20 protein-coding genes are annotated in these 17,786 nt (G+C 48.5%); 17 read left to right on the forward strand and 3 right to left on the reverse strand.

Translation table 11 applies throughout. From position 1 onward, the window contains the following. Positions 1-13: 13 nt before the first annotated feature. The 3 genes from QL234_RS08800 to QL234_RS08810 all read right to left on the reverse strand — a co-directional run bounded on the left by QL234_RS08800 (position 14) and on the right by QL234_RS08810 (position 3,355). Positions 14-484 carry a YscO family type III secretion system apparatus protein gene (locus QL234_RS08800; RefSeq protein WP_281557447.1) on the reverse strand — a complete coding sequence of 157 codons (471 nt, stop codon included), beginning with the start codon at positions 482-484 and terminating at the stop codon, positions 14-16. Between the two features lie 39 nt (positions 485-523). Next, positions 524-1,885 (reverse strand): type III secretion system ATPase SctN, encoded by a 1,362-nt coding sequence (gene sctN / locus QL234_RS08805; protein WP_281557448.1) that lies wholly within the window; start codon positions 1,883-1,885, stop codon positions 524-526. 168 nt (positions 1,886-2,053) lie between these two features. After that, complete coding sequence (locus QL234_RS08810) at positions 2,054-3,355, reverse strand: hypothetical protein (RefSeq protein WP_281557449.1); 1,302 nt, start codon at positions 3,353-3,355, stop codon at positions 2,054-2,056. Positions 3,356-3,631: 276 nt separating this feature from the next. On the opposite strand from QL234_RS08810, the gene sctW reads away from it, so the two are divergent. The 17 genes from sctW (at position 3,632) to QL234_RS08895 (ending at position 17,642) form a co-directional block, all read left to right on the forward strand. Next, positions 3,632-4,756: a type III secretion system gatekeeper subunit SctW gene (gene sctW / locus QL234_RS08815; protein WP_281557450.1), complete on the forward strand. Its 1,125-nt coding sequence runs from the start codon at positions 3,632-3,634 to the stop codon at positions 4,754-4,756. A gap of 2 nt (positions 4,757-4,758) precedes the next feature. Beyond that, positions 4,759-5,154 carry a hypothetical protein gene (locus QL234_RS08820; RefSeq protein WP_044834571.1) on the forward strand — a complete coding sequence of 132 codons (396 nt, stop codon included), beginning with the start codon at positions 4,759-4,761 and terminating at the stop codon, positions 5,152-5,154. Positions 5,155-5,206: 52 nt separating this feature from the next. Then, positions 5,207-5,596: a hypothetical protein gene (locus QL234_RS08825; protein WP_044834570.1), complete on the forward strand. Its 390-nt coding sequence runs from the start codon at positions 5,207-5,209 to the stop codon at positions 5,594-5,596. Positions 5,597-5,607: 11 nt separating this feature from the next. Beyond that, positions 5,608-6,018 (forward strand): hypothetical protein, encoded by a 411-nt coding sequence (locus QL234_RS08830; protein ID WP_281557451.1) that lies wholly within the window; start codon positions 5,608-5,610, stop codon positions 6,016-6,018. A gap of 34 nt (positions 6,019-6,052) precedes the next feature. Then, positions 6,053-8,140, forward strand: a complete 2,088-nt coding sequence (gene sctV, locus QL234_RS08835; RefSeq protein ID WP_281557452.1) for a type III secretion system export apparatus subunit SctV — start codon at positions 6,053-6,055, stop codon at positions 8,138-8,140. Between the two features lie 833 nt (positions 8,141-8,973). Continuing rightward, the gene (locus QL234_RS08840; RefSeq protein ID WP_281557453.1) at positions 8,974-9,594 is read left to right on the forward strand and encodes an RNA polymerase sigma factor; all 621 of its coding nucleotides are present in this window, start codon (positions 8,974-8,976) and stop codon (positions 9,592-9,594) included. A 134-nt stretch (positions 9,595-9,728) separates the two neighbouring features. Then, positions 9,729-10,283, forward strand: a complete 555-nt coding sequence (locus QL234_RS08845; protein ID WP_281557454.1) for an RNA polymerase sigma factor — start codon at positions 9,729-9,731, stop codon at positions 10,281-10,283. Positions 10,284-10,479: 196 nt separating this feature from the next. Then, a complete protein-coding gene (locus QL234_RS08850) occupies positions 10,480-10,911 on the forward strand; it encodes a hypothetical protein (protein WP_281557455.1) in 432 nt (143 codons plus the stop codon). A 24-nt stretch (positions 10,912-10,935) separates the two neighbouring features. Further along, positions 10,936-12,582: a type III secretion system outer membrane ring subunit SctC gene (gene sctC, locus QL234_RS08855; RefSeq protein ID WP_281557456.1), complete on the forward strand. Its 1,647-nt coding sequence runs from the start codon at positions 10,936-10,938 to the stop codon at positions 12,580-12,582. Positions 12,583-12,595: 13 nt separating this feature from the next. Next, on the forward strand, positions 12,596-14,095 hold the full coding sequence (sctD, locus tag QL234_RS08860) for a type III secretion system inner membrane ring subunit SctD (protein WP_281557457.1): 1,500 nt from the start codon (positions 12,596-12,598) through the stop codon (positions 14,093-14,095). Next, positions 14,088-14,315, forward strand: a complete 228-nt coding sequence (locus QL234_RS08865; protein WP_044834562.1) for an EscE/YscE/SsaE family type III secretion system needle protein co-chaperone — start codon at positions 14,088-14,090, stop codon at positions 14,313-14,315. The genes sctD and QL234_RS08865 overlap by 8 nt, the downstream gene beginning before the upstream one ends. 27 nt (positions 14,316-14,342) lie before the next feature. Then, a complete protein-coding gene (locus QL234_RS08870; RefSeq protein ID WP_044834561.1) occupies positions 14,343-14,564 on the forward strand; it encodes an EscF/YscF/HrpA family type III secretion system needle major subunit in 222 nt (73 codons plus the stop codon). Positions 14,565-14,572: 8 nt separating this feature from the next. Continuing rightward, complete coding sequence (locus QL234_RS08875; RefSeq protein ID WP_281557458.1) at positions 14,573-15,016, forward strand: HrpB1 family type III secretion system apparatus protein; 444 nt, start codon at positions 14,573-14,575, stop codon at positions 15,014-15,016. Continuing rightward, positions 15,006-15,434 carry a type III secretion system inner rod subunit SctI gene (gene sctI, locus QL234_RS08880; RefSeq protein WP_053043257.1) on the forward strand — a complete coding sequence of 143 codons (429 nt, stop codon included), beginning with the start codon at positions 15,006-15,008 and terminating at the stop codon, positions 15,432-15,434. Before QL234_RS08875 ends, sctI begins: the two co-directional genes overlap by 11 nt. Before the next feature lie 10 nt (positions 15,435-15,444). Continuing rightward, positions 15,445-16,233, forward strand: coding sequence for a type III secretion inner membrane ring lipoprotein SctJ (gene sctJ, locus QL234_RS08885; RefSeq protein ID WP_281557459.1), 789 nt, complete (start codon positions 15,445-15,447; stop codon positions 16,231-16,233). A gap of 9 nt (positions 16,234-16,242) precedes the next feature. After that, positions 16,243-17,031 (forward strand): SctK family type III secretion system sorting platform protein, encoded by a 789-nt coding sequence (locus QL234_RS08890; protein WP_281557460.1) that lies wholly within the window; start codon positions 16,243-16,245, stop codon positions 17,029-17,031. Continuing rightward, positions 17,010-17,642 carry an HrpE/YscL family type III secretion apparatus protein gene (locus QL234_RS08895; RefSeq protein WP_281557461.1) on the forward strand — a complete coding sequence of 211 codons (633 nt, stop codon included), beginning with the start codon at positions 17,010-17,012 and terminating at the stop codon, positions 17,640-17,642. Before QL234_RS08890 ends, QL234_RS08895 begins: the two co-directional genes overlap by 22 nt. Positions 17,643-17,786: the final 144 nt, after the last annotated feature.

The following is a 17,786-nucleotide window of genomic DNA, read 5'->3' on the forward strand; positions in this document are numbered from 1 at the left end:
GTGTGGCTTGCCCTTAACCCATCGCCACCGGCGCCTGGACCTTAAAATCGTCCAGCGCCTGATCTTCTATTAAATTCGCCAGCTTTTGCTGTTTGGCCGACTCTACCCGGGTCAGCTCGGCATATTTCTGACATTGCTTTTGGGCATAGGCATAGGCGTTCTCTGCCTGCTGCAAGGCCTGGATTTGTTGTTCAAGCGCTTGTTGTGCCTGTTCGATGTCCTGCTCAAGTTTGACCTGTTTGATTTTATAGCCGGAGATTTCATGGTTAAAATCACTGAGCTCATCCATTTTCATCTCACTGCCGATAATTTCCTGATAACGCCGCTTGATTTCCTCTTGCTGCCAGATCATATATTGCTCCAGCTCAGTGCGGCACCGGGTTAGATGCTGCTCGGCATCGAGCTTTTGCTGTTTAGCCTTGGCCAGCTCTGTAGAGGCTTTTTGCTCACGAATGATCTTGATTTGCTGCAGCTTATGTATCATAGGGTTTTACTTTTATCCTGGCAGAAAAGGTATTCAGGCTTATTTGCCGGTCAGTTGCTGTATGGTCGATTCAAAGGCAAATTGTTCATTGACCCCTTGCTGTAAAAAGGCATTAATCGCATCAATTTTGCCGATGGCTTCATCCGTGGTTTTGTCACTGCCGGTCTTGTATTCGCCGATTTTGATCAGCAATTCATTGTCTTTATAGCTGGACAATAAAGAACGCATCTTCACCGCTGCCTTGGCATGCTCAGGTGTGGTGATGGCGTTCATGACCCGGCTGGCGCTGGCTAGAACATCAATGGCGGGATAATGGCCGGCGGCGGCAAGATCGCGCGACAGGATGATATGCCCGTCGAGAATCGAACGGGTTTCATCCGCCACCGGCTCGGTCATATCATCACCTTCTACCAGTACGGTATAAAGGGCGGTGATCGAACCGATATGGTTATTACCGGTGCGTTCCATTAACCTGGGCAGGGTGGCAAAGACCGACGGCGGATAACCCCGGCGTGTCGGCGGCTCACCGGCGGCCAGGCCGATTTCCCTCAAGGCACGGGCAAAACGGGTGACCGAGTCCATCAGCAACAATACTTTTTGTCCCTTATCGCGAAAATACTCGGCAATGGCGGTGGCAACATAGGCTGCCTTGGCGCGCTCCATCGAAGATCTGTCTGAGGTGGCTACCACTAATATTGCCTTTTTTTGCGACTCGGGGTCGAGTTCATGTTCGATAAACTCCCTGACTTCCCGGCCACGTTCACCAATGAGGGCGATCACAATCACATCCACCTGGGCGCCTTTTACCAGCATACCCAATAAGGTACTTTTACCGCCACCGGCGGCGGCGAAAATGCCCTGACGCTGTCCTTCACCGCAGGTGAGCAGGCCGTCGAGGGCCTTGACCCCAAGCGGCAGCGGCTTGTCGATAATCTTCCGGCGAAAAGGATCCGGGGCATCGGCATACACAGGGTAATAGCAGTCGACTTCGAGCTCGCCTTTATCTTCGGTATCAAGCGGGTTGCCCATACCATCGAGCACCCGGCCCAATAATCCCGGGCCCACAGGTACCTGGTGGCTTTTTCCGGTGGGATAAACCAGGGTTGACGTGGAGATGCCCTGCATTTCACCTATGGGGGTGAGCAGGGCTTCTTTTTGTGAAAAACCGACCACTTCCGCCATCAGTTCGTCCGGATGATCCGGTGCCTTTAAACGGCAAAGCTCCCCCAGTTTAACGCCGGGGACTGCGGCTTTTATGATGGTGCCCAATACCTGGGTAACCCGGCCCCGTATCTCGAGGATAGGTGCTTGTTGCAGCTTTTTAGCTAAGTTTTCGGTGAGCTGGTTAAGCTCATGGCTGGGCTTTTGTAGGGGAATAGCCGAAGCTGATGTTGTCGTCATAACACGTCCTGGTTGCTTTGCCTGCATGCTTTGCGGGTTTTCGTTGTTTTACTTGTTTTATTTGAGTAATAGGTAGGTAACCGGGCGGGGGGAAAAGTTGTAGAGAAAGAAAATATTTAAAGGAAAAAGATCGCTTATCATTAAAGCGATCTTTTTATTACGGCACTGCTATTTCATTTCTTGTTGCACCTGGGGCTGCCAGGGAGAGAGTACCCCGGTTTTACTGTCGTAAACATAAATGGCCCGTGAAGACAGGCCGACATATAACTTGTCATTATGTTCACTCAGGAATAAAGCCGCGGTATTGTCTACCGCAAAACCGCCAATTTCCTGGTACTTTGCGGTTTTAACATCATAGCTCCATAAATAGGAACTACTTTTCTTATCAGCGTTATCATAATGATACAAAGTGAAATATAACTTACCGTTATACTCGGTGAGCAGGTTGCCGGAATAGCTGTCTGAGGTTTTCCCTTTAAAACCGGGCACGATACTGGCGCTATTGGTCACAACATCATATTTATATAAACCGCGGCCATACTCTGTGTGGTTGGCGGTAAAATAAAGGCCATCGGCGTAATGTACGAATTGTCCGGGTACGGACGAGCCCTGGCTGGTGGGATCTAAATCTGCCAGCATACTGATTTTCCCGCTTTTATCCTGGAGACAAAGCTCCTGATCGTAACCGCCGTTATCCGGGTTCTGGCAGCTGCCGTAAATCTCCCCCATATAGCTCACTTGTGAGCTTTGTGCGCTCAAGGTTTCGCTGTTAATGGAATAGGGGACTTCCCGGCCGCTGACGGTGTTGTTTTTACGATCATAGATGTAATGGTGGCTGCGGTAGCCGTCAAAGTCGAGAAAGGTAAAACTTAAGGTATCGTTGTAACTTTCATCAAAATCAAGCCGGCCCTTAGCGACCTCTGCCGGTAGTGGGGTAATGGCAGTCAGCGCTTGGCTGAAGGGATCATAAGACCATAGTTTGCGGTCGCTGCCATTGAGTTTTGCCCCGAAGAACAGTTTATGATCATAGACTTTAAAATCGCTGATACTGGCAATTTCATCTTCGTTGGCTAATTCGATATCGTGGGCCAGCAACGAATCGCTCAGGGCATCGTATGAATACAGGGTTCTGTGCCAGTAACCGAGATCATTTTTCACTTTTGCCCAGAAAAACAGCCTGCCGGCAAATTTTACCGGTTTGGAGACATTTTGCAGCTGCTCGCCGTTTGATGTCGGATTGACCTTTATCAGCTTATTGGCATTGTCGTCGTAATAGTAAAGTACGCTTCTGCGGTTGCTGGTATTGTAGTTATCGACGGTAAAATAGAGTCTGCCGGCATACTCCAGCGGGCTACTCCACCACCTGAAACCTTTAACACTCGGGGTGTGTTCTGGAATGCCGGCCAGGGCTAAGTTATCGAGTAAGTAATACAAAGCTAAACAGCCAACTATAAACACACTGAAATTCATAATTTTAGTCCTTTATCTTATTCAAAATACCGGGGCCTCCCGGTTTTCCTGTTCTCGAAGCTTTAAAAGCGCGCATTGTAACAAGCTGTTTACTTAAATGCTCTGATAAATATTTACTTAAAAGGAAATAAATCACAACTTTTTTAATTTATCGGTTCCTCAGGTTAGGCAAGAACAAAAAACGTGTAAACGGCGCCTTAAAAGTAAGCAAAATAACCCGCTAACTAAAACTTATCCCGTTTCATGTTTGATTTTAATTTTAACGGATGAGATTCGATGGATTCACAATTACAAAGCATTCAGTCGCAGAATCTGCAAAACCACGCTAGCCATGCAGCTCACGCCCAGGGCGGCGGGGCGAAAATCAGCCACCAGGGCATGAATTTACAGATCAAGTCGGCTGCTGCCTCAATTGCTGATATTGCCGAAGAAATCGGCTCGGCATTTTCTGAAAAAGCAAAGGAGAAATCGCTGGATAAGCGCAGTGCCCTGCATGAAGTCAGGAAAACTGAGGCGATGGAAAGGGCCGAGAACTACCTGAAAAATGTTTCCGATGTCGAAAAGCAGGAAAAATTAAAAAATTACCTGCAAGACATGGATAAGCACACCAGTGCACAGGGGTTAAAAGAATGGTTATCCGGCTTTAGCTCAGATCACAGCGAGCAATATAGTGCGCTGGAAGTGATCAAACAAAATGCCGCTAAAACCGGTAATAAGGCATTGGAAAGCCAGGCATTGGCCTTGCAGCAGGCGTTAACGGAAAAACACGGCGAGCACATCCGCGCCGGCTTTAATGTTGTCGATACCGCAGCGCAATTTAATGGCAAAGACGGCGCCGGGCAGTCGCTGGCGTCTTCCCGCGAGCTGGTCAGCGGCTATCAGGATACGGTGCTGGACTACGGCGGGGTCGCCAGTACTTTTAGCAAAATTATTGAAGAGCATGGCGAAGAAAAATTCCCGATGGCGCTGGACTTTTTACGCCAGGCATTGGGGGCCGACTTGTCGGCACAAAACTCTTCAGTAGCCAAAGAACGCCTTGAAGCCATTATTGGTGATATTAAAGACATTTTTACCCTGAAGACCTTGCTTGATATGAGTAACGGCCTGGTCAGACGGCTGCAAAGTGATTATGGCGAGGCCCAGGCAAAAATCGGCCAGGAACTGATGGGTGGCATGCTTAAACTTACCGAGGCCAAATGGGTATCGCAACGGGATTTATCTTCCCTGGCCCAGGACATGGATATCAAGCAGTTGGCAACGGAAATATATTTTGGTCACAGGATCAGCGCCATCTTTGCCAAACTGCCGCCGACGGTGTTTGCCGATGATAACACCCGTAACGCGTTACTGGAAACGGCGATGTCATATGTCCATGAACTTGTTGATAGAGAGGAAGAATAACCGTGACTGAATTTTCAACGGACAAAAACCTGACCTGGTCCATGCTTGAGCAATATCTGCAAACCCTGGGTTTTGAAGATGTTTCGGCATTTCGTGGCGAGGTAATTGAACTTGACGTCAGCGGCAACAAGCGGCTGATTTTTGAGGTACTTGAGCGCGGCTTGTTGATTAGTGTGATCAAGGAGGTTGCCGCCTATCAGTTAGCTGAGGTGGTAAAGCCTGCCATGGCCTTGTGCCATTACCGGGAGTTTTTGCCTGTACCAATTTGTGTTGGCCTGGGAAGAAATGAACAGCTGGCTTTTTCCTGCCTGTTGTCCATCGGCGGCGATTTTCTTGAAGTGATTAATCCGGCGGTAGATATCTTATTGTCGATGCATGACAAGCTGGATATCGCGTAACCATGTCGGCAGCAATTAATTGCCTGAATAACAGCGGCAGAGGGAGCAAGGGATGAAAGCGGATTTATTCTCTTTAGATGTCGGTCTGGCCAGCGTTGAACGCTTTCATGCCGACCAGGAAATGGATTTATTTCCCCGGGATAAAGGCTTAAACGGCCTGGGGGAAATTCCTAAGGTTCACCTGGAAGATGTTTTTGGCCTGAGTAACCTTGACCATGAACTGCTTGCCTCGTTAAAACCAAGTACGGCCAGCAGTGAGTTAGACAGCCCGGCGGGGCATATGCGCGCCATGGAAGAAACCCTGGCGCTATTTAAAGACCAGCAGCAAAGCGGCTCTTTGCTGGATAAACAAATGCTGGAGTCTGCCACTGAGCTGGTGGAAGAAAATATTACCAACAGCCGGTTATTAATGAGCTACCGCTTGCTGTTGGTCAAAGTATAAAAAGGAAGGTGATGATGAAACTCTTTAGTACCGATTCCATTTGCTACGGATGGTTGTGTAAGCAAAGCTACCTGTATTTGCAGTATGGCAAGTACGACTCGGCCTTAGTGTTATTGCAGGCCCTGCACGGGTTGCTGGTAAATGATACCCAGGTGTTAAAAATGCTTTGTTATGCCAGCACCCGGGCAAAACGTTTTGACCTTGCCCAGGCCTATCTGGCCAAGCTTGCCAACAACCCGGCATTCGAGCCGGCAAAGTGGCCACAATATTATTTGCTTTATAGCCAGGTTTTACACGCGGTCAACGAAAACTCCCGGGCTCAGGCGATGTTAGCGCATTACCAGGAAGAAATGAGCCAGGAAGAAAAGAGTCAGCAGCAAATAAATGCACCGGAAAAAGAGCAGCCCAGTGCTGTCAACTAATCCTCCCAGTTAACTTGCTATAGAGAAATAAATTATGAACCTAGGCTCTGTGCTTAAAGTCGCCAATACCATAGGAGAGCGCAAAGATTTAATGCTGGCTTTCCTGCTTATCGGCGTTGTTTTTATGATGATCTTACCTATGCCTACCGGGTTGGTGGATGTGCTGATCGCCGTTAATATCGGGATCTCTATCATTATGCTGATGCTGGCAGTGTATATCAGCTCGCCGCTGGAATTTTCCTCTTTTCCCGCGGTGCTGTTATTAACCACCTTGTTTCGTCTGGCGTTGTCTATTACCACCACCCGTTTGATTTTATTGCAGGCGGATGCCGGGATGATAGTAACCGCCTTTGGTAATTTCGTGGTCGGCGGTAACCTGGTGGTGGGGATAGTAATCTTCCTGATCATTACCATAGTACAGTTTATGGTGATCACCAAAGGTTCGGAGCGGGTGGCCGAGGTCAGTGCCCGATTTTCCCTGGATGCCATGCCGGGTAAACAAATGAGTATCGACGGCGATATGCGCGCCGGTGTTATCGACATGGATGAAGCGAGCGCAAGGCGCGGCGTGGTTGAAAAAGAAAGCCAGTTGTATGGTTCAATGGACGGCGCGATGAAGTTCGTTAAAGGGGATGCCATTGCCGGTTTGATCATTATCGTGGTGAATATTTTAGGCGGGATCAGTATCGGTGTTGCCCAAAGAGGCATGTCTGCCGGTGACGCGCTGGAGCTATATGCGATTTTAACCGTAGGCGACGGCTTGATTTCTCAAATTCCGGCGCTGCTTATCTCCATCACCGCAGGTTTTATCGTTACCCGGGTAACCCAGGAAGAGTCCCAGGATCTGGGTAATGATATCGGCGGACAAATTATTTCCAAACCCAATGCCCTGATGATAGGGGCGGTGATCATGATGATCTTTGGTGTCGTGCCCGGCTTCCCGCTGGTGACCTTTTTCACCCTGGCGGCCATTTTTGGCGCCACCGGTTTCTGGTTATCACGCAAAGAAAAGTCAGGGGAAGAAAGTTTTGACAGCAGCGGCAATGCCACTATGGCGCCTTCGGGGCAAAAGCCGGTGAAAAAAGATTTATCCGCCCAGGAAGAATTTGCCTTAACCATGCCGCTATTGGTGGATGTTGCCGCCAATACCGAAGCCTTTATTGACCGTAATCAGCTTAATGACGACCTGCTTAAGGTCCGCCGGGCGCTTTATCTGGATTTAGGTGTGCCGTTTCCCGGCATGCACTTAAGGTTTAACCAGAGCTTACCGGATAATGAATACCGCATCATGTTGCATGAAGTGCCTATTGCCAGCGGCAGCTTACGTGAGTCATCCGTGTTGGTGATAGGCCAGCGCAAGCAGCTTGATTTGTTGGGGCTGAATTATGATATGGACGATAAAATCCTCAGTCCCCAGGTCTGTTACTGGGTGGCGGAGCAGGATACCGATAAGCTTGACGGTATTGGCCTGTCTTACTTACATATTACCCAGATCCTGACTTATCACCTGTCCCATGTATTGAAGAGGTATTCGGAAGAGTTTGTCGGTATCCAGGAAACCCGTTATCTGTTGGAGAAAATGGAAGAAAACTTTGGTGAGCTGGTCAGGGAAGCACAACGTATCGTGCCGCTGCAAAAAATTACCGATGTCCTGCAGCGCTTGGTGTCCGAAGGGGTGTCCATCCGTAACCTGCGTCTTATCCTCGAATCCATCGTTGAATGGGGACCGAAAGAAAAGGATGTGGTGACTTTAGTGGAATATATCCGCTCAAACTTGAAACGGCAGATCAGCTACAAATACAGCAACGGGCAAAATATGCTGCCGGTGTATCTGCTGGAAAATCAGCTGGAAGAGACCATACGCGGGGCGATCAGACAGACTTCTTCCGGGGCATATCTGGCGCTTGATCCGAAAGTCACCAACCAGTTTATCCAGTCGGTGAAACGTAATGTCGGCAATATCAATGAAATGAGTGTCAAACCCGTGCTATTGGCTTCTATGGATATCCGTCGTTATATTCGCAAGCTGCTGGAGTTGGAGTTATATGATCTGTCCATCTTGTCCCACCAGGATCTTACTAAAGAGATCACCATCCAGCCCCTGGGGCGCATAGACATTTAGGGGGAAATAGCAGACAGGGGGTAGCCAAAGTTTCCGGTTATCTCCTGTTTGTTTTGTTTACCTGAACCTTGTGTGGAGAAAATCAACAAGGCAACAGTTGAATATGCCCCAGATTGTGTCCGTCTGGTTTTGCATATCAAGCCATTTTCTTTTATTCGAAGTGCCTCTCTTTAAAAAAATCTGCAAAAGTCGGTAAATAATTTAGGAGTAAACGCCATTAAAGGGCTGCTTATCTCTGGATTTGCTCTTTGCTTAATCGCTTGTACTCGATATTTTTCCGCTTTTTTACCGTTAATTTCGCCGGAAACAAAAAATTTTTGCCTGTTTCTTAAAATAAATGATCAAAATGACAAAAAATTTTTACGGGGAACATTGACGATTATTCACTTTCATTGCGCATTTTCATCGAAAATAGCAACAAATGTGCAAATGCCTGTATCTGTCAGCGCTTTTTTGTTACTAACCTATGAAACCATCATAAAAATAGGTACTTACGACTAATTATCCGGGTTCTGTCCCGGATACCCGGGCGGGCAGAATTCTGCGGTCGTTCAAATAGTGAACGATATCTGTACTCAGACTATTCTGGTCATGCCAGCGGATGTCTTATTCTCGGCATTTTCCTGCATTTTTCTTGCAAATTTCCTCCATATTCTTCCTTTTTTCCTCCACTTTCTTCCTAAGTCTTTACGTATTGCTTACACATTTGTTTTAGATACTTTCTCCGACTGAGGGACTTCACCACGAAGTGCCTATTAATAACAGAGCCAAGGTATGAGGGAACAAGAGTTAAGTTCCGCACCGGGTTCAAGGAAAATAAACGGAGTTTAATTATGTTGAATCAAGCCCCCAAAAATCTTGAAAATGAAAACGAATTAATCGAACTATCTAAAGCCGGTAATGCCAATGCATTAAATGAATTAATGGCGCACTACCAAACCCGCATCTACAGCTTCATCATGGCCAAAGGCATCAAGTGCCATCACGATATAGAAGATCTGGTTCAGGATACCTTTATCCAGATTTATAAAAGCATCCGCAGCTTCGAGTTTCGCTCCAAGTTCTCCAGCTGGGTGTTGGGCATCGCCCTGAATATCGTGCGCAACCATGTAAACCGCTCGGTTCAGTACAAGTACAACTTTGTTGATGTCGCCGACACCGTTTTACAAGATGAAAACACCAACAGTGAACCTGAGCAGGCGCTGATGTCCAAGCAAAGCCTGGCAACCGTCAATGCCCAGATCCAAACCTTACCGGAACATTTAAGCGAATGTCTGCAACTGACCTGTGTTCAGGGGATCAGCTATTCCCTGGCGGCCAATAAACTGGCCTTGTCTGTGGCTAACCTGAAAACGCGTTTGTTCCGTGCCCGCAAAGAACTTAAGCATAAGATCTGCGAGTCACTTTCGATGACGAAACAGCCGGATCTACATACTTCGATATTTTCTATTTAACCCTGCTGATGGCGCCAAAAGAGCAAAGCAGCAGGCTCTGAGTGATGACTACAGAGCAAGACTTATTTAACCGATAAGCCTGACCTTTATAAGAAATAGCAAAACAGAAAATTGAACAAAAATGGAGTTTAGCCATGCTTAACCAAACCAATCCAGCAAATGAATCAGAACTGATCAAAAAATCTAAAGACGGCAATGGCAGTGCACTAGAGCAATTATTACGTCACTATAAATCCAGAATACACAGCTTCATTCTTTCCAAAGGCATTAAGTGTCACCATGATGTTGAGGATCTGGTGCAGGATACCTTTATCCAGATATATAAGAGCATTACCAGCTTTGAGTTTCGCTCCAAGTTTTCCAGTTGGGTGCTGGGCATTGCCCTGAATATCGTGCGCAACCATTTAAACCGCTCGGCCCAGTACAAATACAATTTTGTCGATGCCTCAGATACGCCATTAGTTGATGACAATGTCGGCAATGAACCCGACCGCGACCTGGCGGCAAAAAGTGCCTATCAAGACGTGAACAAACAAATACAAAAGCTGCCGACGCAGTTAAGCGAGTGTTTGCAGATGATTTGCATCGACGGCCTAAGTTACGCCGATACCGCCAATACCCTGGCCATTTCGGTTTCCAGTCTTAAAAGCCGGATTTTCAGGGCACGTAAAGAGCTGAGCTATTGTTAGTAAAATCAGGTGCCTGGCGGCATAGCGAATGTCGCCGGTGAAAATATTTGTTCGTTAAGCGCTTATTTAGCAAAAAATAAAAACTTTTTTACGCAGCCGTTACTAACTAGTTAATAGCCATATTTGGACAGCTAATTTCTCTGACAAGCAAGGGCTTAACAAGAGAGTTGCAATGCAGCAATAAAATGGATTCATTATGATTTTAGACAACTTCGTCGACACCCTTTGTGAAAAGTACAATTTCGCCCGCTTTAACAGCCAGATTGCCGATCTGGGACAGGAGGCTTATACCCTGATCTGTGATGATCTTAACCTGCGCTATTTTGAAGCCTCGGGTAAATTCCATTTAACGGCAAAAGTTGTTGAATTACCCGATGATGAGCGTGAGCAAAGCGAGCTGTTGCAGCGTTACCTGAAGATGGCGTTAACCTATATCAAACGCTACCCGGTTGCCATTGCGATTGAGGGCAGCGAACTTATTGCCTTTTACCAGTTATCGGTGAGAAATATCGAATATGGCCAGTTTGAGTCGGTAGTGGAAGAGTTTCTTAATGCCGTAGCCTTTTTTCAACAATCAGAATCGGATGAAGTGGAAATCTCCCGTCCGGCGATGATGATCCACCCGTAATTTTCCGGCACAGAAGGATCTATAATGACTTTTTTACGTTACAGCTTAATCTTACTTATTTTGTTCGCTTTGCCGGCCCTGAGCTCCCAGCCAGACTGGAAAGGACAGAAATACGGTTATATGGCCAGCGGCGAAACCTTAAAGGAAATTTTGCGGGAGTTTGCCTCCAGTTATGGGATTCCCGCCAATGTCAGCGATTCGCTGGATATGCCCATTAACGGTAATTTTCCGGAAAACACGGCGGAGAACATCTTAAAGCAGTTATCTGCCATCAGTAATATGACCTGGTACTACGACGGCCATATGCTGCACTTTTACCGTACCGACGAGTCGGAAAGTGCCGTAGTGCAGTTAAAATATATCAGCACCCAAGATTTATACCAGACCATGCGGGTGTTGCCCTGGTGGCAGCTCAATGCCCAGTGGACCGCGCTGGAGCAGCAAAAATTGATCTTTGTCGCCGGTGCGCCGAAATTCGTGGAAATGGTGGTCAAAGTAGCGGCCATGCTGGATAAGGAAGTGCGCAAGCAGCACGAAGATAAGTTCGTGATCTCCACCTTTCGCCTGCAATATGCCAGTGCCATCGATTACACCTATAACTACCGTGGCCAGGAAAAGCAGGTCCCCGGGGTATTAAGCCTGTTAACCAATACCATCTCAGGCAACCAGACCGGGCAGGTGACGCAGGTGAGAACGCCAATGCCGACCATGCAGGGCCGCTTGCCGCTATCACCGGCTAAGGCCGGCAATAAAGGGCAAAACAGCCCGGATAGCCAAGCTCTCCCTTTTGCGGAAGAAGAGCCGACAGGCCCCGGCGGCATCAAGCCTTTTATTAAAGCCGACCACCGCCTTAATGCCATTGTCATCGGGGACACCCAGGCCAACGTCGAGACCTACGGCGAATTGATCAAGTCCCTGGATGTACCGCTGGATCAAATAGAAGTGAATGTCACTATGGTTAACATTCAAAGCGACGATTTAAGCGAGCTCGGAGTGGACTGGCAATATACCAGTAATGATTATGCCGTGAATGTCGGTGATATCTCAAGTACAGGCAGCCTGGCAAGCGGCGAGCTGCAACTCATCGCCGGTGCTGCAGGTAACCTGGTCAGCAAGATCCGGGCGCTGGCCACGGAAGGTAAGGCAAAAATTACCTCTCAGCCCTCGGTATTGACCCTGGACAACTATGAAGCGGTGCTTGATAACAGCAATACCTTTTATGTGCGTTTATCCGGTGAAGACGTTGTCGATCTCTTTCCGGTCACTGTCGGCACCCTGGTACGGGTAACCCCGCATATTCAAAGGACACTTGACGGTGAAGCGGTGCGCATGGATATCCAGATTGAAGACGGTCAGCAAACGGAGCAGAGCGTTGATGGTATTCCGGTGATCAGCAATACCCTGATCAATACCCAGGCGGTGATCGGCAAAAACCAGAGCCTGCTTATTGGTGGTTATTACTTTGACTCAGAAGGGGAGTCGGTAAGCAAGGTACCTTTACTGCACAGAATTCCACTGCTGGGCAATCTGTTTAAAAGTACCTCGAAAACCTCGGTGAAAATGCTCAGGCTGTTTTTAATTTCACCACATGTGGTCCAGGCATCGGATATCGCCATGGATAAGCAGGGGGCGCAGCTAAATACCCCGTCCAATTTTAAACTAATCAAGTAACGGAGTACCCAAGATGGCGTTAGCATCTCCACAAGAGCATGGTTTATCCGCCAGCGGCATTGGCCATGACGACCTGACTGCTCAGGCACCGGTCTCACTGGATCAAGAGCTGGAGCAAAAGCAGGAGCAGGAACAAGTAGCAGGCGAGAGCGGACAATTCCTGGCGAAATGGACGCTGAAGATTTTATCCGGCGTGCATTTAGGGGCCGAAATTCCCCTCTACCACGGCAGTACCCGTTTAGGTAAAGGCGAAGATAACGATATCGTGTTATCCGGCGACAATCTGCCAGAGCATCTGCTGACCCTGGTGTGCAGCGAGGATGAGGTTTTTGTCGAAGGCTTAAGCGACCAGCAGGCCAACTACCTGGCGGGTAAAGCCCTCTCGTTAGAAAAACAGGTGGTTAAACCCTTTGAAGTACTCACCCTAGGTTTACTGCACCTGGTCTATGGTCCTAAAAATGAAGCCTGGCCCGAGGTGGCGTTGCCGCAGCTGCAACAAGAGCAGCCAGAGCAAGAGCCGGAATCTGTTGAAGATGAGCAAAATGTTGAAGTTCCCGAGCAAGTGCAACAAGAGCAAGTTAGCCCCGAGAGCAACAAAACACGCTCTAAAATAGCTTTACCTTCGCTGGTGCTGGGCCTGACCCTTGCCTGCGGCGGTATGTTTCTGGGTTTTTCATCCCCCGGCAGCAGTGAACCGGCGCCGCTGAGTTTGGCAGAGCAAGGCCAGCAAGCGCAGCAAAGCTTGCAGCAGCAATTAACAGCAGCTGGCCTGGAGCAGCTTCACTTTAAAAAGCAAAACTTATCCCAGGGTAAAGCCCTGGTGCTGCAAGGCTATGTTGCCGATAACAAGCAGCAGGAACAATTACAGCAACTTATTGCCGGGGCCGATTATCCGGTAAAAATGAATATTCGGGTTTTGTCGCAACTTTTTAATAACCTCAGTTACTTACTTAAGGTACTGGGTTATCCGAACCTGACAGTGCATTACGGTGAGCAGGCGGGAGATTTTGTTATCGGCGGTTACCTGAGTGATAACAGCCGTTGGGAAAACCTTAAAAGTAAGCTGGAGCGGGATGTCGCCGGGTTAGGTCACATCAGCGCCAATTTTGACACCCTGGCATCCAGGGCCACCTGGCTGAGAAACCGTTTATCGCAAGATGGTTTGGATAACCTGGCACTGGCAAAACAAGCGTCCGCCATTGTCGTTAGCGGTGAAATTGCCGCCGGTTCGCTGGCCAGTTGGCAGCAGATAGAGCAGGAATTTAAACAGCGTTACCTGGGGTTACCCAAACTGGAATTTTCGGCGCAAAGAATAGAGAAAACCTTACAGGAGATCAAAGGCGTGAGCCTGGGCGCCGTGCCTTACATCACAACCGCCGACGGCAAACGGGTGATCACCGGCGGTAAACTGGCTGGCGGTTACCTGATTGAGTCCATAGGGCCGGACCGGGTGGTACTGAGTAAAGCAGGCAAGGCGATGATTTATCTTATCGGAGGGCAACACAATGAATAACTGGCTGAAAATACCGATGGAACATGAGATCAGTAAAGATTTTAACGGCCAGTTTATCGGCCGGCAAAAGCAGGTTTTTATGGACCGGGAAAGAAAGCTGAAACAGCAAATGGCCTGTGGCGGCACTGCCGAGCAATTTCGGCAACTGGAACTGGAAAAGCAGGCGTTAGCGGCGGCACTGGAAGTGATCGACAGTGTCTGGAACAAATTGCACCAGTAAAACTTTATATCAACCAAGGAGAATATTATGAGCACCTTTAATACCGAAGCCATCACCAACAGCATGGGAAAATTGTTTGAAGAAAAAGATGCCAAGGTCAGGGAGACATCTGAGTTGGATCTCACCGATACCGGCAACTTGCTTAAATTCCAGCAAGCCATTGGTGAGTGGGGCAATGCCACCAGTTTAGCCAGTACCACCATGAAATCCTTAAGCGATGCCGTCAGCGGCGTTATCCAGAAAATGTAGGAGCGGTTATGAATAACATCAGCGGGGTAGCACTGACTGGCGGGACAAAAACGAAAGAAATGTCCCAGTCACAAGTGCTGAAATCTTTAGCCGAAACCGGTTTGTTGGCGGTAACCCATGGTGAAATTGAGCAGGCGCAAACCATTTTTAATTACCTGCTTAATGTCCGCCCCGGTGCCTTTATCACCGATCTGGGCTTTGCCTTTATTGCCCTGAAGAAGAAGCAGTTTGCCACGGCGACCACTTTATTGCAGCGCCATAGCCAGAGCGAGCAGGACGGTGATTTTGCCCATGCCTTTCTTGCCCTGGTGTGTTATCTCAATAATGAAATGGCCCAGGGGCTGGCCTACAGCCGGCAGGCACAAGAGAGCAATAACCCGGCTGCCGCGCAGCTGGCCCGGGAATTGGCCGCAGAGATCGAATCAGCAGGAGAGAATCAGCATGACTACTGAAGCAATTAGCGCCGTCAAGGCAATAGAGCAGCTTGGCGTACAGGAAGCACAGGGCCCGGCACTGCCGCCGCCGGGAGACGTGGCGCGGATGGAAGCGGCCATGAACAATGGTCAGCAGCAACACCAGTACAAGGTCAATGAGGTGATGGAGCTCGAAGAAATGAGCAGCAAACCTTCGCCTGATGAGCAGGGCAGTAATATCGGCGATAAGGTGCTTGATGGCTTAGAGAAAATTAAAAATGTCCATGAGGCGGAAGTTGAAAGCATCAACGTGTCGCTGGCTACTCCTGATCTCGATGTCCAGAGCCTGCTGGGGCTGCAACTAAAGTTATCCCGGTTGAGCCTGCAGCAGGATATGATCGCAAAAACCGCAAGTAAAAGCACGCAGAACCTGGATTCTCTGCTGAAAACCCAATAAGGAGTCAGGTGTGAACAAGTTAATCAAATGTCTGCTGGTTTTTACGCTCTTACTGAGCTTAACCGCCTGTAAAAGCGTACTCTATTCAAATCTCAGTGAAAAGGAAGCCAACAAGATGCTGGCGATCTTACTGGAGGCGAATATTGCCGCCCAGAAAACCGATGTTAAGGATGAAATGGTGTCCTTGATGGTGGAAGACGGACAAATGAGCCGCGCCATTGAGCTGTTAAAACGCGCTGGTTTACCCGGTCGTAAATTTGCCGATATTGTCGATGTTTTCCCGGAAGACGGTTTGATTTCAACCCCGACCGCCGAGCGTGCCCGCTTTATGTTTGCACTGTCGCAGGGGATCTCCCATACCCTGTCGCAAATCGACGGCGTGATCGATGCCCGGGTACATGTGGTGATCCCGAAAGAAAGCTCAAAACGCAGCAAGAAGCAGGATCCTTCAACCGCCTCGGTGTTCATCAAACACCTGTCGGATGTCGCCCTGGATAATTCTATTCCGCAAATTAAATTACTGGTCAGCAGCTCGGTTGAAGGCCTGGAGTATGACAATGTCAACGTAGTGCTGTTTCCCACCGCCGAAGCCAGTTCTAGCGCCGGGCAGGTAGTATTGGAGCAGGTATTGTCGGTGAATGTCGCACAAAGCTCGGTTTCAAGGTTTTGGCAAATCACCTTAACCCTATTGCTGCTGCTAACGGCTTCCGTTGCCTTTAACCTCTATACCTGGTTTAAGCAGCACAAAGACCAGCAAGCGCAAAAATCAACGGCATTGACTGCGGCGACAGCAGAGTAGGGCAAGAGTATGGAAAACCTGACCATTAAGGATGAATACAGCTTTAAATTAATGCTCCAGAGCAATGTTGATCCCCTGGCTCAGATACATAACTCCTGGTTGAGCCATTTACCCCATGGCGAACTTTGCCTGAAACTGGCTACCAGGAAAGAGGCCAGGGGCAAGTTGCAGGAGTATTTGCAAAGTCATTATGCCTGGATGGGAAAATATGATTTTGAAGCCATCCGCTGGCCGGGGCAACTGGCGATTTTACCGGCACAGCAATTACAGCAAGTCTTGCTTTATTTAGGGATCTGGTACTGCTCACAAGAAATCCGGCACCTGATCAATGCCCGGGATGTGGCAAAAATTCGCGCCGCCGTAGGAGAGAACGGCTACCAGTTTGCCATTAAACTGGCGCCTTTTATCTCCGGTCAGGAAAAGGGCACGGAGCAGGTGAAAGAAGCTCGCCGGTTACAAGGGCAGAAACTGCTGTCGGGATTGCTAAAAGAAAAGAAGTTGCCCTCGTTAAGAAATGCCAGTGCCAAGCCGGCCATCAACGGCGAACAAGACAGTGTCGAAAAGGGGATAGCGCAAACCTTGCAGCACATAGGATTAAAGCTGATATTTGCCCAGCTGAGTTCATTGGCTGAGCCGTTAAAAATGCGGTTATTTAGCAAGTTACCCTATTGCTGGTACCTGGAGCGGCAACAATTGCAATCGGATCCCCTGATGGCTATCGATGAAAATGCCGATGCCTTGTTAATTAAACGAATTATAGTGGAGTGCTTACCCCAATGTTCAAATATGCTGCAATAGCACAAGATGCCAATATCAGCGAAAATCAGACGTTCGCAGATGAGCAAATTCTTAAGGCACAAACGTTTGCGCACCTGACCCGGGCTGATGATATTATTCGCCAGGCACAGCAACAAAGTGACCAGATTCTTGCTGAGGCTAAAGAAGTGTACCGCCAGCAACACCAACTGGGTTACCAAGAGGGCTTGGCTGAGGGAAAAAAAGAGCTGGCGGCGCTACACCTTGATGCCACGGTAAAAGTGCAGGAGTTTCTGCATAAGGTCAATGATGAACTGGTGGCATTGGTGATGGTTGCCCTGCGCCGTATTATCGATGATTTAGCCCCACAAGAGGTGACGACACAAGTGATCAGGCAAACCCTGAAAACCATTACCGATGAAAAAAATATCACCTTAAGGGTGGCCCCTGAATTAGCGCAACAAATGGAAGAGCAACTGGCGGAAATTGTCGCCGACTACCCGGGACTGGGCTACCTCCATATCGAAGCCGACCATGCCTTAAGCGAACAACAAGGTTGTATTCTGGAAACAGAAACCGGTGTGGTAGATGCCCTGGTTGATACCCAGCTGGAAGTTATCAGCAAGACATTAGCCAGTCATTACCGCACTTAACCTGCCTGTTTATTATCTATCAAGCCGGAGTTACATCTCCGGCTTTTTACTGCTTGGCGGGCGTATCCGTTATTAAATTTTCGTGATTGGGGCGGTTTTACCGGCGTAATAAAGGAGCTGAATATGTCTCCGGTACTGTCATGG

Origin of the sequence: Thalassomonas sp. RHCl1 (genome assembly GCF_947387555.1) — a bacterium.
In the GTDB taxonomy this organism is placed as follows: domain Bacteria; phylum Pseudomonadota; class Gammaproteobacteria; order Enterobacterales; family Alteromonadaceae; genus Thalassomonas.

What these genes read in the sequence shown, in the direction of transcription:
- QL234_RS08800 (WP_281557447.1), bottom strand. Translation starts at nt 484, where the DNA reads ATGATACATAAGCTGCAGCAAATCAAGATCATTCGTGAGCAAAAAGCC.
- sctN (WP_281557448.1), bottom strand. Translation starts at nt 1,885, where the DNA reads ATGACGACAACATCAGCTTCGGCTATTCCCCTACAAAAGCCCAGCCAT.
- QL234_RS08810 (WP_281557449.1), bottom strand. Translation starts at nt 3,355, where the DNA reads ATGAATTTCAGTGTGTTTATAGTTGGCTGTTTAGCTTTGTATTACTTA.
- sctW (WP_281557450.1), top strand. Translation starts at nt 3,632, where the DNA reads ATGGATTCACAATTACAAAGCATTCAGTCGCAGAATCTGCAAAACCAC.
- QL234_RS08825 (WP_044834570.1), top strand. Translation starts at nt 5,207, where the DNA reads ATGAAAGCGGATTTATTCTCTTTAGATGTCGGTCTGGCCAGCGTTGAA.
- QL234_RS08830 (WP_281557451.1), top strand. Translation starts at nt 5,608, where the DNA reads ATGATGAAACTCTTTAGTACCGATTCCATTTGCTACGGATGGTTGTGT.
- sctV (WP_281557452.1), top strand. Translation starts at nt 6,053, where the DNA reads ATGAACCTAGGCTCTGTGCTTAAAGTCGCCAATACCATAGGAGAGCGC.
- QL234_RS08840 (WP_281557453.1), top strand. Translation starts at nt 8,974, where the DNA reads ATGTTGAATCAAGCCCCCAAAAATCTTGAAAATGAAAACGAATTAATC.
- QL234_RS08845 (WP_281557454.1), top strand. Translation starts at nt 9,729, where the DNA reads ATGCTTAACCAAACCAATCCAGCAAATGAATCAGAACTGATCAAAAAA.
- QL234_RS08850 (WP_281557455.1), top strand. Translation starts at nt 10,480, where the DNA reads ATGATTTTAGACAACTTCGTCGACACCCTTTGTGAAAAGTACAATTTC.
- sctC (WP_281557456.1), top strand. Translation starts at nt 10,936, where the DNA reads ATGACTTTTTTACGTTACAGCTTAATCTTACTTATTTTGTTCGCTTTG.
- sctD (WP_281557457.1), top strand. Translation starts at nt 12,596, where the DNA reads ATGGCGTTAGCATCTCCACAAGAGCATGGTTTATCCGCCAGCGGCATT.
- QL234_RS08865 (WP_044834562.1), top strand. Translation starts at nt 14,088, where the DNA reads ATGAATAACTGGCTGAAAATACCGATGGAACATGAGATCAGTAAAGAT.
- QL234_RS08870 (WP_044834561.1), top strand. Translation starts at nt 14,343, where the DNA reads ATGAGCACCTTTAATACCGAAGCCATCACCAACAGCATGGGAAAATTG.
- QL234_RS08875 (WP_281557458.1), top strand. Translation starts at nt 14,573, where the DNA reads ATGAATAACATCAGCGGGGTAGCACTGACTGGCGGGACAAAAACGAAA.
- sctI (WP_053043257.1), top strand. Translation starts at nt 15,006, where the DNA reads ATGACTACTGAAGCAATTAGCGCCGTCAAGGCAATAGAGCAGCTTGGC.
- QL234_RS08890 (WP_281557460.1), top strand. Translation starts at nt 16,243, where the DNA reads ATGGAAAACCTGACCATTAAGGATGAATACAGCTTTAAATTAATGCTC.
- QL234_RS08895 (WP_281557461.1), top strand. Translation starts at nt 17,010, where the DNA reads ATGTTCAAATATGCTGCAATAGCACAAGATGCCAATATCAGCGAAAAT.